Source organism: Marinomonas sp. 63XJN7_7_ISO-PGPR-S23-202, from assembly GCF_056173505.1.
Window position 1 is genome coordinate 1,429,541 of sequence record NZ_CM149677.1, and the last position, 14,586, is coordinate 1,444,126.

The following is a 14,586-nucleotide window of genomic DNA, read 5'->3' on the forward strand; positions in this document are numbered from 1 at the left end:
ATTGTCTTCTATATTCGTGATTTTATCATGTAAATGCAGGTTGTGCGTAAGCGGAAGTGGTTTGATAAATACCTAGTCAAAAGTATTTAGCATGCAAGAAAATCCAAACTTTCATTCCTGATTTTACCACTTTTTTTAATTGAAAAAGATTAACCTCTAACTTAGCTTTAATAAGAGGTTGATTATGCTTACACAATATAAAGTGGCTGTTGTCCAAGCCGCCCCAGAATTTCTTAATCTCGATGCGGGTATTAAAAAAACCATTCGATTTATTAAAGAAGCGTCCGAATCTGGTGCCAAGTTAGTTGCTTTTCCTGAACTATGGCTAACAGGCTATCCTTGGTGGATTTGGCTTGATACGCCTGCCGCAGCACTTGCCTCGGGTTTTGTGTCCCGTTACTACAAAAACTCACTATCTTACGACGATCCTCGTGCTAAATTAATCAGTGATGCCGCTCGTGAATATAAGATTAACGTTGTTTTGGGCTTTTCTGAGCGCGAGAACGGCTCTTTGTATATCTCGCAATGGTTGATTGATAGTAACGGCGCCACCATTGGGAAACGCCGCAAGCTAAAACCAACTCATGTCGAACGTACCATTTTTGGCGAAGGTGACGGCAGTGATATGGTCGTGCATGATACAGAACTTGGCCGCTTAGGTGCCTTGAACTGCTGGGAACATGTATTGCCTCTCAATAAATTTATTATGTTCTCACAAAACGAGCAAATTCATGTGGCGTCGTGGCCAAGTTTTACAACCTATGAATTTGCTAGTGGTATGTCTTGGGAAATCAATAATACCGTCACTCGTTCCTATGCGGTGGAAGGGGCCTGCTTTGTGGTCGCCCCATCGGCATTGGTTTCACAAGCCATGGTTGATGAACTCTGTGACAAACCAGAAAAGCACGAATTGATCTCGGTTGGTGGTGGCCACTCGGTGATTTATGGTCCAGGTGGCGAACCACTCTGTGAAAAGCTTGATCCGAATGAGGAGGGCATTCTTTACGCCGATGTTGAGCTCGATGCCGTCGATATATGCAAGCATTTCTTAGACTGTGCGGGTCATTACTCCCGTCCTGATGTGTATCGAGTATTGTTTGATAAACAGCGAAAACGTTGTGTGGTACCAATTGATCTGGAAGATGAAAGTCGCGTAGAAAACGCAGCATCAGAGTTTGTTCGAGAGGTGTCTTTCTCAAAAGACCTGTAATGAATGATCAATATTACAACGCTCTTAAAGTTAGGGAAGGGGTCTACATGCCCTTAGATCCGTTTCCTGATTGAGGTCGCCTCCGAAGGTCTGAAACTTAGTCTACTTATTCATACCGTCTTTCGTCACTTTCATTCCTGCTTGTGTTCGTTTGGGCATATCATAAATAATGTAGGCAGTCGTCCCTCCATTAAACCTCCACACGACATTAATCGATGTGTCATCTAGCAATGAGAGAATTAGTCCTTCTTAACTACTAAAACGTAAGAAAGGGTGTTGAATGTCGATTCTTCGACGATGGGGTGATTGTCGCCGTCCAGCGCCGCAAACCAAGCAAACACCTATCAGCTCTGCATAACCAACTTCCACCTCGTGCCGATGTTTTGAGTGCGTTTTTGGGACGCTTTACTGAAGCATTCCGCATGGCGCTGTGCTCTATGAAGGCACAATGCTTCAGCCGCTCATTGAAACCAAATGTAATCAATCAGAGGAGCGCAAAGGCTTTAAATAAGAATATTATGGCTCTGAAAGTGCATTCATAATGAGTTCGCGAAACCAACGATGGGAAACGGATTCGTTGTGACGTGATTGCCAATGTAGAGCAACCTCAAAGGTGGGGACCTCAAAAGGCAAATCGTAAAGGGTCAATTGATTATTTTCAGCAAAAAAAAGTGCAATGCGATAGGGGAGTATGGCCATTAAGTCGGCTTTTGCTAATACGGAAGGCAGGATCAAAAAGTGTGACACTTCTAGGCTGATTTTGCGTTTTACTCCCATTTGGGCTAGCACTTCTTCTGAGGCACCATGGCCTAGGTTATGAGTGACTAGCGTATGTTTGTGTGCCATAAAGCATTCCATCGTTAGCGTACTCGATGGTAGGGCATAACGGTTGTGGAGGACGCAGACATAGTGTTCTTCAAAAAGAGCATGCCGTTGTATGTGAGGCCCCTCTAAGGGACGGCTACAAATAACCGCGTCAACTTTTCCTGAAGACATCCACTCGTCGACTTTGTCTATTTCCAGTGGAATGACTTTCATTTCAATATTGGGCGCTTCGATTTGAAGACGAGCCACAATCGCAGGCAATAGTGCCATTTCTCCTAAATCTGTCATGGCTACGCGAAAGCGTTTATGAGAGACCGCAGGATCAAACGTCTGCACATTAGCAACGGTGTTTTCTATCATACTTAAAGAATGGCTCAGCTCTTCGTATAGCTGTTGAGCGATTGCCGTAGGTTCCATGCCATTTTTATTACGAATGAAAAGACGGTCTTTGAATAGATCGCGTAATCGGGACAGCGCGTAACTGACGGAAGGCTGCGTAACGAATAACTGATCGGCGGTTTTTGTGACGCTCCGTGTCTCATACAGAATCACAAAGGTGCGAATAAGGTTCAGGTCAATGTTAGACATAATAAATTCTATCTATTTTTATTAGAAAAAATATCGATTTGTTCAATTAAAGCAGGCGAGCTAAGGTAAATCAATCTTGAATTTTCTCTGAGAGCAGGTCTATGAAAACAGTACACTCAACAACCTATGCCTTATTGCGTAAACATGGCATGTTTAAAGTCTTTGGTAACCCAGGTTCAAACGAACTGCCTTTTCTAAAAAATTTCCCAGAAGACTTTGAATACATACTTGCACTTCATGAAGGCGTGGTAGTTGGGATAGCCGATGGTTACTCTTTAGTAAGTCGTCAACCTTCTCTGGTAAATCTGCATGCGGCATCGGGCTCTGGTAATGCCATGGGGGCATTGACGAACGCATGGTATTCCCATTCTCCGCTCGTTATTACTGCGGGTCAGCAAGCTCGTTCCCTCATTGGTGTTGAAGCCATGCTGTCTAATGTGGATGCGGCGCAACTACCAAAACCCTTAGTTAAATGGAGCTATGAGCCATCTTGGCCTGGTGATGTGCCAAGAGCGATTAGCCAGGCCATTCACATGGCAAATCAGCCAGCAAAAGGGCCTGTGTACGTCTCTATCCCTCATGACGACTGGGATCAAGAGGTCGAAGATGATGCCATGTTATTAGCCGAACGCGATGTCACCACAGCGGGTTCTCCTTCCCCTGAACAATTGGAATCTTTGACTCAACGTATTCATCAAGCCAGTAACCCGGTGCTGGTATTAGGCCCAGATGTGGATGCTTACTTAGCCAATGACCTTGCTGTTGCCTTGGCAGAGATAATTGCCGCGCCAGTTTGGGTTGCGCCTTCGGCACCGCGTTGTCCGTTTCCAAATCGCCACCCTAGCTTTAGAGGGGCGTTACCCGCTGCGATTGCTGGTATCTCACAAAAACTAGCAGGACACGATCTGATTATTGTTATTGGGGCGCCGGTTTTCCGTTATCACCAACATGCACCGGGTCGCTATTTACCAGAGGGTGCTGAGCTAGTGCATATCACTTGTGATCTACAAGAAGCGGCACGAGCTCCAATGGGGAACGCTTATGTTGCGGATATTACCGCCATGCTAGAAGGTATTTTGGCACACATCGAGCCTACAGCGCGGACGATGCCTCAAGCTTTACCTTCTCCAACACCTTACCCTGTGACAACAGCAGGACCACTAGCGCCAGAAGAAGTGTTTGATGATCTAAATGAATTCGCGCCAAAAGATGCTATTTATGTCAAAGAGTCCACGTCTACCGTTACGACGTTTTGGCAACGAGTTGAAATGCGTTATCCCGGCAGTTACTTCTTCCCTGCATCAGGAGGTTTGGGTTTTGGTTTGCCAGCTGCGGTGGGCGCACAGCTGGCGACAGATCGTCAAGTTATCGCAGTGATTGGTGATGGTTCAGCTAACTATGGCATTACCGCTTTATGGACTGCCGCTCAATATAACGTACCTGTGGTGTTCATTATTTTGAAGAATGGAACCTATGGTGCGTTGCGTTGGTTCTCTCGTTTGTTGGACGCTGAGACTTCCCCAGGCCTTGATGTGCCAGGATTGGATTTTTGTGCGATTGCTAAGGGATATGGTGTCGAAGCCATCGAAACGAACACTCGCGAAGCATTTAGAACGGCCTTGCAAAATGCTTTGGCAGCTAAAAAGCCTATGTTGATTGAAGTACCGACGACCACCATTGAACCTTGATAACGGTTTTTAGGCTGTCTACTGGAAGGAATGTATTTGACACCGCGTAACAAACTTAAATGATTGTAACCACAGCGAAAAATAAATCTAACAAAATGAGTAAGGTGTATTATGAAAACACGTCAACTTTTGATTGCAGGCGAAGCGGTACAAGCTTCTAACGGTGCCACTTTTCAACGCTGTAATCCGTTAAGTAAACAGGCGGTCACAGAAGCCTCGGCGGCCTCTGTAGAAGATGCGAAAGCAGCCGTTGCTGCCGCGGCTAAGGCGTTTGAAACATGGTCCGAATCCAGTGTTGGAACGCGCCGATCTCTGTTATTGAAAGCCGCCGATCTGATGGAGTCATATCAAGACGAATTTATTGCTTGTATGGTAGAAGAAACCGGATCCACTCCCACTTGGGCTGGTTTTAATGTAATGGTGGCGGCAGGAGTGTTACGAGAAGCCGCTTCTCTGACTAGCCAAATAGGCGGAAATGTTATTCCTTCTAATGTACCTGACAATCTTGCTATGGGGGTACGCGTGCCTTGTGGTGTTGTGGTGGGAATCGCGCCATGGAATGCTCCAATTATATTGGCAACACGGGCCATCGCGATGCCGCTTGCCTGTGGTAACTCCGTTATCTTGAAGGCTTCTGAACAGTGTCCGGCGACACATCATTTGATTGGGCAGGTGTTGGTTGAAGCGGGCTTAGCTGATGGCATAGTGAATGTCATTACGAATGCGCCAGAGGATGCATCTGAAGTAGTCGGGGCGTTAATCGATGCGCCTGAAGTGCGTCGTATTAACTTTACAGGGTCAACGGCGGTCGGCCGTATTATCGCTGAGCGAGCTTCGCATCATATTAAACCTGTGCTGCTAGAGCTAGGCGGCAAAGCACCATTCCTTGTTTTGGAAGATGCAGATATTGATGCTGCTGTGGAAGCCGCCGCATTCGGTGCTTTTTTCAATCAAGGACAAATCTGCATGTCAACTGAGCGCTTGATTGTTGTGGACAGTGTGGCGGATGAGTTTGCACAAAAACTGGCCGCCAAAGCGACAAGCTTAAAAGCCGGTGATCCTTTGGACAGTCAGAACGCCTTGGGAACCCTAATCTCTGAAGAGGCTGGGCATAAATTAAATAGTCTGTTAACGGATGCCGTCAGTAAAGGCGCTAAGCCACTAAGCGGTGGCGAAGCAGAGGGAGTGGTAATGCAAGCGACTCTTATTGACCATGTTACCCCGCAAATGCGCATTTATAGTGAAGAATCCTTTGGACCGATTGTCGCAATGATGCGAGTGAAAGACGAAGCCGAGGCAATTCGCGTGGCAAACGACAGTGAATATGGCCTTTCTGCCGCGGTGTTTAGCCAAGATATAGCGCGCGCGATGAAAGTGGCGAAAAAAATCCAAAGCGGTATCTGTCATATTAATGCGCCAACGGTACATGATGAACCGCAAATGCCGTTCGGTGGCGTGAAAAACAGCGGCTATGGTCGCTTTGGTGGCACCGCAAGTATCGAAGAATTTACAGATTTACGCTGGATGACGGTTCAGATGGGACCAAGACATTATCCAATTTAATTAGGTTATCTAAATGACCGTCATGCGACGGCCATTTTATTGATTTAGGAGTAATGCAGAATGCCGACTCAGTCTGTTAGAAACCATGGGGCATTTGGCCAACAACCACACATAGTGGTGGTTGGAGCGGGAGCAATGGGGTGTTACTTTGGTGGAATGCTGATGAAAGCGGGCCATCAAGTGACATTTGTGGATGTCAATTCAGAGCAAATTGCGACAATCAATCAACGAGGTGTGATTCTTGAAACCGACGATGGTTTGTATGAAATGCCAGCAAAAGCAGCCTTAGCGAAAGACGTCAATCGATCAGCTGACTTGGTGGTGCTTTTCACTAAAACCATGCATACCATGAGCGCTATGGAATCCATTCGTCATATTCTGACGGATAATACGGTGGTCTTATCTCTACAGAATGGCCTTGGTAATGCTGAGCGGGTTGGGCAATTTGTCAATCCTGATCGCATTGTTGTCGGTACCACGTTAGTTCCTGCGGATTTAAAAGGGGCTGGTCATGTGGCTTCACACGGGCCATCAAGTTCTCATATTATGGATTCAACTCTTAACAACCCTGTTTGGTTGACCGATTTATCAGAAATGTTTAATGAGGCGTCACTGACGACCAGTATTGACCCTGAGATTATGACGGTAATCTGGTCAAAAGTGGCTTTTAATGCCGCTTTGAATGCTATTTGTTCGATCACAGGTTCTTCCCCTGGTGGCTTGACGCCAGCGCCAGCGTTTAAAGCATTAGCGCGAAACGTGGTACATGAAACCGTTGTAACAGGTCAAGCGAATGGTGTGTCATTGGATGAAAGTTATATCTGGAACAATGTGGAAATGGCTATGCGAGAGCATCCCAACCATAAACCTTCTATGTTGCAAGATATCGAAGCGGCACGAGTGACGGAAATCGATGCCATAAATGGTGCAATTGTCGTGGCAGCGGAGAAGGTTGGGCTAGATGCTCCTGTTAATCGCACCTTGGCACAGCTCGTTAAACTTTCAGAACAAGTTGCCAAAAATAAAAAAGCGTAATTTTTCGATTGCGCTAGCGCTTGTTAACGGTTAAATCAAAAACCACCTTATTCGATCAATAGTAAGGTGGTTTTTTATTTGAGTGCATTATAGAAAATGGGATTCCTTAGCACTATTTAGGTCATAGTGTTACTTTCTTGCACTAAAAATGCGCTAATATCACTCACCCCAATGGGGGACTATATTATATTAATCATAATAATAAAAAGTTATTGTATTTCAATGGTTTATTTTTATTTCCATATGATTTCTTTTGGTACATTTATTGCTTTATTTAATAAATGTTTTAAGAGAAGTAAATCATGAGTTCTATGACATTAAGCGAGTTTGAGCGACGTGTATCTCGCTCTATTTTGAATCTTGAGTGCATTACTGAAAATGACAGTCAGTTTGAAGGTGGATTGGAAGAGAAACACTTAGGAGAACTGACTATTTGTAACATTAAAGCCCCACGACATCGCGTCACTCATCGTCCTTTATATTCCGCGCAAGATGGGATAGTGATGACGTCGGTGACGTCTGGGCAGTGCTTTTTAGAGCGTCAGTTTGATCAGTTTGAATTTTCAACTGGATCGGCTTTCTTTTGTCGTTCCAGTGAATTCTATTCCATTGAAACGTCTGATGGGGTTGAATTAAAAACATTATTCATTCCATATAATAAAATAGCGGTATCAAAAAAAATATTTTTATCTAAATCCAATGCTATTTTAAATCCGCATATTGATTCTTCTTATTTGCCTTTGGTAAAACCGTACTTGGATGCAAAAATATCACATGAAAAAGCCCCGTCTCATTATTTTGAAGAGAGCTTTTTGAGTCTGATTTCGGGAGTGCTGAGCGCGAATGATGTTAATGATATTATTCCAAGTACGGATCATGTTTTTTATCTTTTAAAAGAAATGATTTCTTTGGTAGAAAAAAACATAAAGCAAGAGTTTCTTACACCAGATTTTATCGCTAAGAGAATGGGTTATACCACTAGATATCTAAATAAAGTTTTAAATATCAAAAACTTATCTCTCCTTAAGCTGATTTTTCAAATGCGTATGGATAATGTTATGTCAGATCTTGTGTCGCCAGAAAAATCTAGAAAAACGATCTATTCCATCGCTAATGATTACTGTTTCTACGATAATGCTTATTTTTCTAGGAAATTTAAAAATTACACAGGGTTGTCACCAAAAGAATTTAGAATGCAAAAAAATCCAATCTTTCATTCCTGATTTTACCACTCTTTTTAATTAAAAAAGATTAACCTCTTACTTAGCATTAATAAGAGAGGTTGATTATGTATGCACAATATAAAGAGTCTGTTTCTCCCGATGTTTTTAATCTTGATGCTGTTAATGGATGTCAGCAATTTTTAAGATTTTTGGGACATTGTTCTCGATTATACGCTTATGAAGTTGTTTTTAATGATCGACGTAAACGTATTATTTTCAATCCAAAAATTTGAAAAATCTTACATCAACTGTATTCAGAAGAGGTTAATTCTTCTGAGGAAGAGTCTGACAAATAGTTCTTAACTTCCAATGAAAAATTTTTGATAAAAATAATTAATGTTGTTGAATAATAAGCACCTATAGGAACCGTCAATGAAAATATTAACGAGAGAAAATACAATATTATCTATTATGGGGTTGACGTTTGGCTTTGTATTTGTTGATCGTCTATCCATCAACTTTCTAATGCCGTTTATTACACAAGAATTTCATATTACCAATGCTCAAATTGGGTTTTTATCCTCTGCATTATCCGTATCTTGGGCCATTTCTGCGTATTTTTTAAGCCATTTCTGTACTCGATTTGGGCGTCGGACTGAAGTTTTGGTCGCATGTGTCGTTTTATTTTCAATATTTACTCTATTATCTTCGATTGCTGCAAGTTTTATGCTGCTGGTCATTATTCGAATATTAATGGGGATTGCAGAAGGGCCAGTATTACCGATTGCTCAGTCAATATTACTGGAAGAATCTTCAGATAAACGTCGTGGTTTTAATATGGGCTTTGTACAAAATGTCTCAAGTAACTTATTTGGTTCAGTTCTTGGGCCAATTGTATTGATCTTTGTCGCGGAGCATTATGGTTGGCGCCATGCCTTTCTTGTGGTTGGTTTGCCGGGTTTGATTGTGGCATTTTTAATTTATAAATATGTCAAATTGCAACCTCATTCCCCTGTTATAAAAGAGAAAAAAAACGAAGCTGTGCCATTTAGCTTGAAAAGGGTTTTTCAGAATAAAAACGTGGTGTTAAGTGGCATTTTATCTTGTCTGATGGTGGCATGGATGTTTTCTCAACTGACGTTTATTCCTGTGTATTTGACCAAGATTCAAGGTTATAGCGGTTATCAAATGGGTAGTGTAATGAGTGTACTGGGGGCTTCCGCTGTCATCTCTGGGTTATTTGTTCCTATGTTGTCAGACATGTTTGGTCGAGCTCGCGTCTTTCGCGTTTTTACACTGATTGCGATCCTGTGTCCCTTAAGCGTGTTGTATTTGGCGGGCAATCAAACTTATATGATGATCAGCTTATTCTTCTTCTACTTTGGTTTGGGATCCATTCCTATTGTCATGTCGATTGTTCCATCAGAAAGTGTTCCCCGTCAGTACGTTGTCGGAACGCTTGGCTTCGTTATGGCCGTAACGGAACTGCTTGGTGGTTTTTCTGGCCCTGCTATTAGCGGTGTTTTGGCGGATATGTATGGACTAAATGCACCTTTTTACTTTGCTGCAGGTGTCGCGGGGATAGCTTGTCTCGGATCATTTTTATTGCTGGAGACATCTCCGAAATTTAAAAAGCGAGTAGGTGAGGATATGTATCAACCAACAACCACGTAGACGTTAGGCCGTTAAGCGGGACTTTAAAAATTTTTGAATACAATGCTAAAAAAAATAGGCTTTAAACTCTTGTTTTATCCTTTAGTATTTTGTCTGCTTTTCATTCTTAAATTATGGCGTTTCAGGAACGAAACGCCATACTATATTGAAATAAATTTGCTACCAATGAAAATTAGCGCTATTTTTCCTTTGCTGCAAACACTCATATTAACTGGTATGGCGACTTAACAGGACGGCTAGTTGAGTACGGTTTTTACAATTCAGTTTATGCATCGCACTGTTAATATGGGTACGTATTGTTGTAGAACTTATGGCCATTTCTCGCGCAATTTCTTTATCAGAGAAACCTGAGGGTAAAAATTTCACAACCTCCAGCTCTTTTGCTGTGAGAAGAGGCAAAAATGGGGCCCTATCGGATAATGATTCTTCAAAGTAGGGCTTAAGTAGGCTTAAAATTTTTACTTCTCTTTTCGAGAATGGTGCCTTATGTTTAGATCGCCATATTCTAAAATCCCCAATGTGAGATCCGCATTTGGAGATAAACATGTTAATGCCATGATGCATATCATTAGGCTCTAGAAAATCATGGTAAAAGGCACTATTTTCTAATCTCTTCCGTTCTATTACTTCATCGATAATAACAGGCTCAATGTGCATACTAGCAATGGGCGTGACAATATCGTCACTGTATTGATAAGAGTTGTATTTATCTATTGAAGCTTGATCTATATTTAGAACAACCCCTTTCCTGGATTTTTGGCTATTTTTATCAAAAACGTATGAAGCTATAAATTCTGAGTTAAGTAATTCAGATAAACTTGATAGCACATTCTTTCGTTTCACTTCTGAAGAAACTGGCTGTTGTAACTGCCAAATTATCGAAGCAGTATGACTTAAATCTTTTTCATTCAGCATAAAAGTGCTCCTTATTTTTGTTGTGGTTAAGCAATATAAATGCCAGAAACTGTCTTTTTTCCTCCACCATTTTGAGGATTCTCAAACAGTAAAACTTTCACTAACGTTAGATGAAATTTTGTAACTATGGAAAAAAGCATGTACAGAAATCTATTATTAACACTACTGTCGCTCAGTGCAACTCCACTTTTGCAGGAAAAGAAGATATGACTAACATTCGTGACATACGAGATCGCATTTGTTCAGGAAAAATGACAGCACAGGAAGTAGCTAAATTTTGGCTTAATCGAGCAGAGAATCTTGATAAGTATAATGCTTTTTCAAGTATCAATAGGCAGCACACAATTGACCAAGCAATACATGTAGATGAAATGGTCAAGACAACGGGAGCCTGTCCAGAGTTAGCTGGCGTACCTTTTGCCATCAAAGATAATATTGATGTAGAAGGGTATGTTAATACTGGGGGGACCTATGCTCTTCGACATTACCGTCCAAAAAGCAATTCTAAACTGATTGAAAAAATTCTATCGGCTGGCGGAGTTATTCTCGGCAAAACATCGATGCAAGAGTTAGCTTTTGGCATATCTGGCTACAACCCAAACTATCAATCTGATAGTGGAGTGGGCGTTAAGAATGCTCATAATACGACAAAAATCGCTGGGGGGTCGTCGTCAGGCAGTGGCGCAGCCGTTGGTGCAAACATCGCCCCCATTGCTATTGGTACTGATACCGGTGGATCCGTCAGTATTCCGAGTGCTTTAAATGGTTGTGTGGGCTTTCGTCCAACAACACTTCGCTATCCGACAGACGGTATAATCCCTATTTCGTTTAGTCGTGACACTCCTGGGACTATGGCTCATAGTGTTGCTGATATTATTACAGTTGATAACGTCATCACGGGTATAAAGGCCCTTCCACAGTATTCTAAAATACGACTTGGTATGCCAAGTTATCACTGGAGCGATTTAGGTAAAGAGACAGCGCAGCGCTCTAGAGACCTAATGGAAACACTAAAAAAATCAGGTATTGAAGTGGTCGATGTTGAGTTGGAAGGTGCAATCGATCTCGCTAACAAATTTAGTATGCCCGTGGCTATATATGAGGCGCGGGAGGAATTAATCAGGTATTTGAAAGAAACAGCAACAGGTATAACAATTGAACAGCTGGGATCGGAGATTAAGAGCCCTGATGTATACACTATCATTAACGATGCTGTTATTCCTTTAACATTCAGTACAAATAAATCAGATCCAAGCCTTGAATCATTGTATATAGAAGGCATAAAAAAATACAGACCAGCATTATTAAGAGTCTACGAGAAAACGTATGAAGAAAACCAAATTGATGCATTGATTTTTCCAACCACGCCTCAGGTAGCCATAGATTCCAATGCTGAAGCAAGTTCACCGCAAAACTTTTCACGGGTTATTCGAAATACAGATATAGGTAGTAACATACGGCTGCCAGCTATTACATTGCCTATGGGCTTAGGTCCTAGTAGTAAACTTCCTATTGGTATTTCAATTGAATCCTTACCTAACCATGATCGAAATGTGCTAGCCATTGCGCAGGTTGTGGAATCCATTATTTCTAAGACATTTAAATAATATTTGCTATTAAAAAAACAGAGGCTGAATTTAAATGGATTTCCGCTTTCTACTTTTCAGGTAATCAAAATTATAGGGTGATCAGTTTATTTTCGTTTTACTTTGTTGCAGGTGTGGTGGGGGGGCTTATCTTATAAATAGAGGGAAATGATGTTACTTTCCCTCTATTTTTTCCATTTCGTTGCTTTTAGATAGGTCGTTAAAGACACTACGAACTATATTTCTAAATGATAAGTAAGCGGTGTAGTCTTTTATCGACTTTGCACACCATAGATACAAGTCTCTGTTTATTGGCGTGACATCATTCATTTTAATTTCAATGATGGGATAATGCTTCTGAATGGTTGAGACTGGGAAGCTGGGTAAGGCAGCAAGATAGCGCCCTGTAGAAAGCATCTTTATCAGCATTATCGCATCATTTCGAAAGACCACTTTGGTTTTCATGCCATGAATACCGTAGGAGATCAGCATTTCTGTCGTTTGTTTTTCAAAGTAAGAGGCGATGCCTAGGCTGAGCCAGTCTTGCTCGATGAAATCATTAATTTTAATATTCTTCTCATAAGCAAGTGGATGATTCTTACCACAAAAAATACCGATTTTATCTTTGATGATGATTTCTTTGTGAAGTGTTGGGGCGGTTTTGTCCGTTGATTGGGGAGCGATAATGATGTCAAATTGATCGTCAATCAATCCCTCTAAAGCAATGGCTGGATTTAAGCAGGTTGCCGTTATTGCTATTTCTGGGTGCTTCTCTAGCATTTTTTCAATGAGGATAGGCAATATTTCCATTGCGAACAGTGAGCCAGAAGCAATGCGTAAATTGTGTTTAATACCTAATTTATACTGAGATACCTGCTCTTTTGCCGAGTCTAATCTGCGAGTAATCGCGCGACCCTCCCTCGCTAAAGATTCACCTACTGGAGTGCTTGAGACACCAAAACGGCTGCGAGTAAACAGTTGTGTACCCACCTGCATTTCGAGGGTGGCCATGGCTCTTGTTAGCGTCGGTTGGGCAATATTTAAATGCTCAGCTGCGGCGGTAATAGAGCCTTTTTCTAAAATAATAGATAAGTAAACAAGGTGTTTGGATTCCATTAACAATGCCTCTTTAAATTATCGGCGACTGTTCAGCTGCGGATCAGCCTACTTCAAATATTGTTAATTCAACCAATGTGGGTTTACGAACCCCCACTCCGATAAAAAGACGTTCAGTGATCCATTGAAAACGTTCTGCACTGGTTTCAAATTTAGGAGAACAGCGGAAATAAACTTGCTGAGGATCCACCGGTTCGCCTTTTTTGATTTGTTGTGTCACTTCAGGGGAGGCCACTCGAATGGCGCTATTATGGACATAAATACACTCTCCTTGGTCTGTTTCAATGGTATAGTGTGCATCCAGAAGCGCCAGTCTTGGAGTGGCGATAAGTTGGTAGTCTGCCCCTCCTAATAGCACTTTACCTTGCCAGTTCTGCCCAGAAATGTTGCCACCTAAAATGGGGATGATACGACGTTCACCGTGTATTGATTTACCGATTTCTTGTGGCTCAGCTACTTCGATTTCTAACGTGGCGAAGTAATTCAGCGTTGGTGCATTTATCATATAAAACCTCCTATTCTTGTTATTTTTAGTACTTATATATTGAAGAAGAGATGTCGTTCTAATCGAATTTTCTGGCACGTCTTCTACGTACACAAGGTCTACTAGTTTGCACTATTCAAGCAAACAAGCCAATTTTCGTATGCATTTTTGTATGATTAAAGATTCAAATTGCTATTTTACGGATATATGCAATGGAGGTAGATTGTTTACCGCTAAACAAAAAAAATAAAATCAGCAGGGTAATAAAATGTCTACTTTCAAAAGGTTCTTTAGGAAGCTGATAGGGATCATGGGTCTTGTTTGTGCCAGCGCGTTTGTTGCGACCGTCAGCCAGGCGCAAACGATAGGCATGGAATCAGCCAGTGAAAACAGTGTTCTTGGTATGTTGCCTCAGGCCATGGCCCCATACTGGGCGAAAAGTGGCATAAATATTCAGCTTGCTCTCAATCAAACGCTCACCAAGTCTCTTCTTAAAATAGCATTAGGCAAGCTAGATTCTGCCGTTGTTCCTCCTCTCGCGTATGAAGACTTTCAAAAGGGCACAGGCCCATATGCCAAAATTGCCGATAAAACCAAGTCAATTGCAGGGAATGTACGTGCCTTATTTGCCATTCCTGGAAGTTATTATCATGTCATTACAAGCACCAAGTCCGGTATTAAAAGTTGGCCTGAAGCAAAAGGCAAACGCGTATATATAGAACCATCGTAATCAACGGGC

Annotated in this window: 13 protein-coding genes; 9 read left to right on the top strand and 4 right to left on the bottom strand. The window is 41.9% G+C overall.

Going from position 1 to position 14,586, the window contains the following annotated elements; translation table 11 throughout:
• Nucleotides 1-184 precede the first annotated feature (184 nt).
• A complete protein-coding gene (locus tag AC0VYG_RS06555; RefSeq protein WP_475431512.1) occupies nucleotides 185-1,210 on the top strand; it encodes a carbon-nitrogen hydrolase family protein in 1,026 nt (341 codons plus the stop codon).
• A 516-nt stretch (nucleotides 1,211-1,726) separates the two neighbouring features.
• Here the strand turns inward: AC0VYG_RS06555 and AC0VYG_RS06560 are convergent.
• Nucleotides 1,727-2,623: a LysR family transcriptional regulator gene (locus tag AC0VYG_RS06560; RefSeq protein WP_475431513.1), complete on the bottom strand. Its 897-nt coding sequence runs from the start codon at nucleotides 2,621-2,623 to the stop codon at nucleotides 1,727-1,729.
• A gap of 101 nt (nucleotides 2,624-2,724) precedes the next feature.
• On the opposite strand from AC0VYG_RS06560, the gene mdlC reads away from it, so the two are divergent.
• The 6 genes from mdlC (at nucleotide 2,725) to AC0VYG_RS06590 (ending at nucleotide 9,746) form a co-directional block, all read left to right on the top strand.
• A complete protein-coding gene (mdlC, locus tag AC0VYG_RS06565) occupies nucleotides 2,725-4,311 on the top strand; it encodes a benzoylformate decarboxylase (protein ID WP_475431514.1) in 1,587 nt (528 codons plus the stop codon).
• Between the two features lie 111 nt (nucleotides 4,312-4,422).
• A complete protein-coding gene (locus AC0VYG_RS06570) occupies nucleotides 4,423-5,874 on the top strand; it encodes an aldehyde dehydrogenase (protein ID WP_475431515.1) in 1,452 nt (483 codons plus the stop codon).
• A gap of 60 nt (nucleotides 5,875-5,934) precedes the next feature.
• Entirely contained in the window at nucleotides 5,935-6,909 is a 975-nt protein-coding gene (locus AC0VYG_RS06575) for a ketopantoate reductase family protein (protein WP_475431516.1), read from the top strand.
• Nucleotides 6,910-7,211: 302 nt separating this feature from the next.
• Nucleotides 7,212-8,132, top strand: a complete 921-nt coding sequence (locus tag AC0VYG_RS06580) for a helix-turn-helix domain-containing protein (RefSeq protein WP_475431517.1) — start codon at nucleotides 7,212-7,214, stop codon at nucleotides 8,130-8,132.
• A 65-nt stretch (nucleotides 8,133-8,197) separates the two neighbouring features.
• Nucleotides 8,198-8,365: a hypothetical protein gene (locus AC0VYG_RS06585; RefSeq protein ID WP_475431518.1), complete on the top strand. Its 168-nt coding sequence runs from the start codon at nucleotides 8,198-8,200 to the stop codon at nucleotides 8,363-8,365.
• A gap of 139 nt (nucleotides 8,366-8,504) precedes the next feature.
• Nucleotides 8,505-9,746 carry an MFS transporter gene (locus AC0VYG_RS06590; protein WP_475431519.1) on the top strand — a complete coding sequence of 414 codons (1,242 nt, stop codon included), beginning with the start codon at nucleotides 8,505-8,507 and terminating at the stop codon, nucleotides 9,744-9,746.
• Between the two features lie 207 nt (nucleotides 9,747-9,953).
• Here AC0VYG_RS06590 and AC0VYG_RS06595 read toward each other — a convergent pair whose 3' ends face one another.
• Nucleotides 9,954-10,661: a helix-turn-helix transcriptional regulator gene (locus AC0VYG_RS06595; protein ID WP_475431520.1), complete on the bottom strand. Its 708-nt coding sequence runs from the start codon at nucleotides 10,659-10,661 to the stop codon at nucleotides 9,954-9,956.
• Between the two features lie 206 nt (nucleotides 10,662-10,867).
• On the opposite strand from AC0VYG_RS06595, the gene AC0VYG_RS06600 reads away from it, so the two are divergent.
• Nucleotides 10,868-12,268, top strand: a complete 1,401-nt coding sequence (locus AC0VYG_RS06600; protein ID WP_475431521.1) for an amidase family protein — start codon at nucleotides 10,868-10,870, stop codon at nucleotides 12,266-12,268.
• A 153-nt stretch (nucleotides 12,269-12,421) separates the two neighbouring features.
• Here the strand turns inward: AC0VYG_RS06600 and AC0VYG_RS06605 are convergent, their stop codons facing one another.
• The gene (locus AC0VYG_RS06605) at nucleotides 12,422-13,363 is read right to left on the bottom strand and encodes a LysR family transcriptional regulator (protein ID WP_475431522.1); all 942 of its coding nucleotides are present in this window, start codon (nucleotides 13,361-13,363) and stop codon (nucleotides 12,422-12,424) included.
• A gap of 43 nt (nucleotides 13,364-13,406) precedes the next feature.
• Nucleotides 13,407-13,868, bottom strand: coding sequence for a DUF3237 domain-containing protein (locus tag AC0VYG_RS06610; protein WP_475431523.1), 462 nt, complete (start codon nucleotides 13,866-13,868; stop codon nucleotides 13,407-13,409).
• 289 nt (nucleotides 13,869-14,157) lie between these two features.
• Between AC0VYG_RS06610 and AC0VYG_RS06615 the strand changes: the two genes are divergently transcribed.
• The gene (locus AC0VYG_RS06615) at nucleotides 14,158-14,577 is read left to right on the top strand and encodes a TAXI family TRAP transporter solute-binding subunit (RefSeq protein WP_475431524.1); all 420 of its coding nucleotides are present in this window, start codon (nucleotides 14,158-14,160) and stop codon (nucleotides 14,575-14,577) included.
• Nucleotides 14,578-14,586 lie beyond the last annotated feature (9 nt).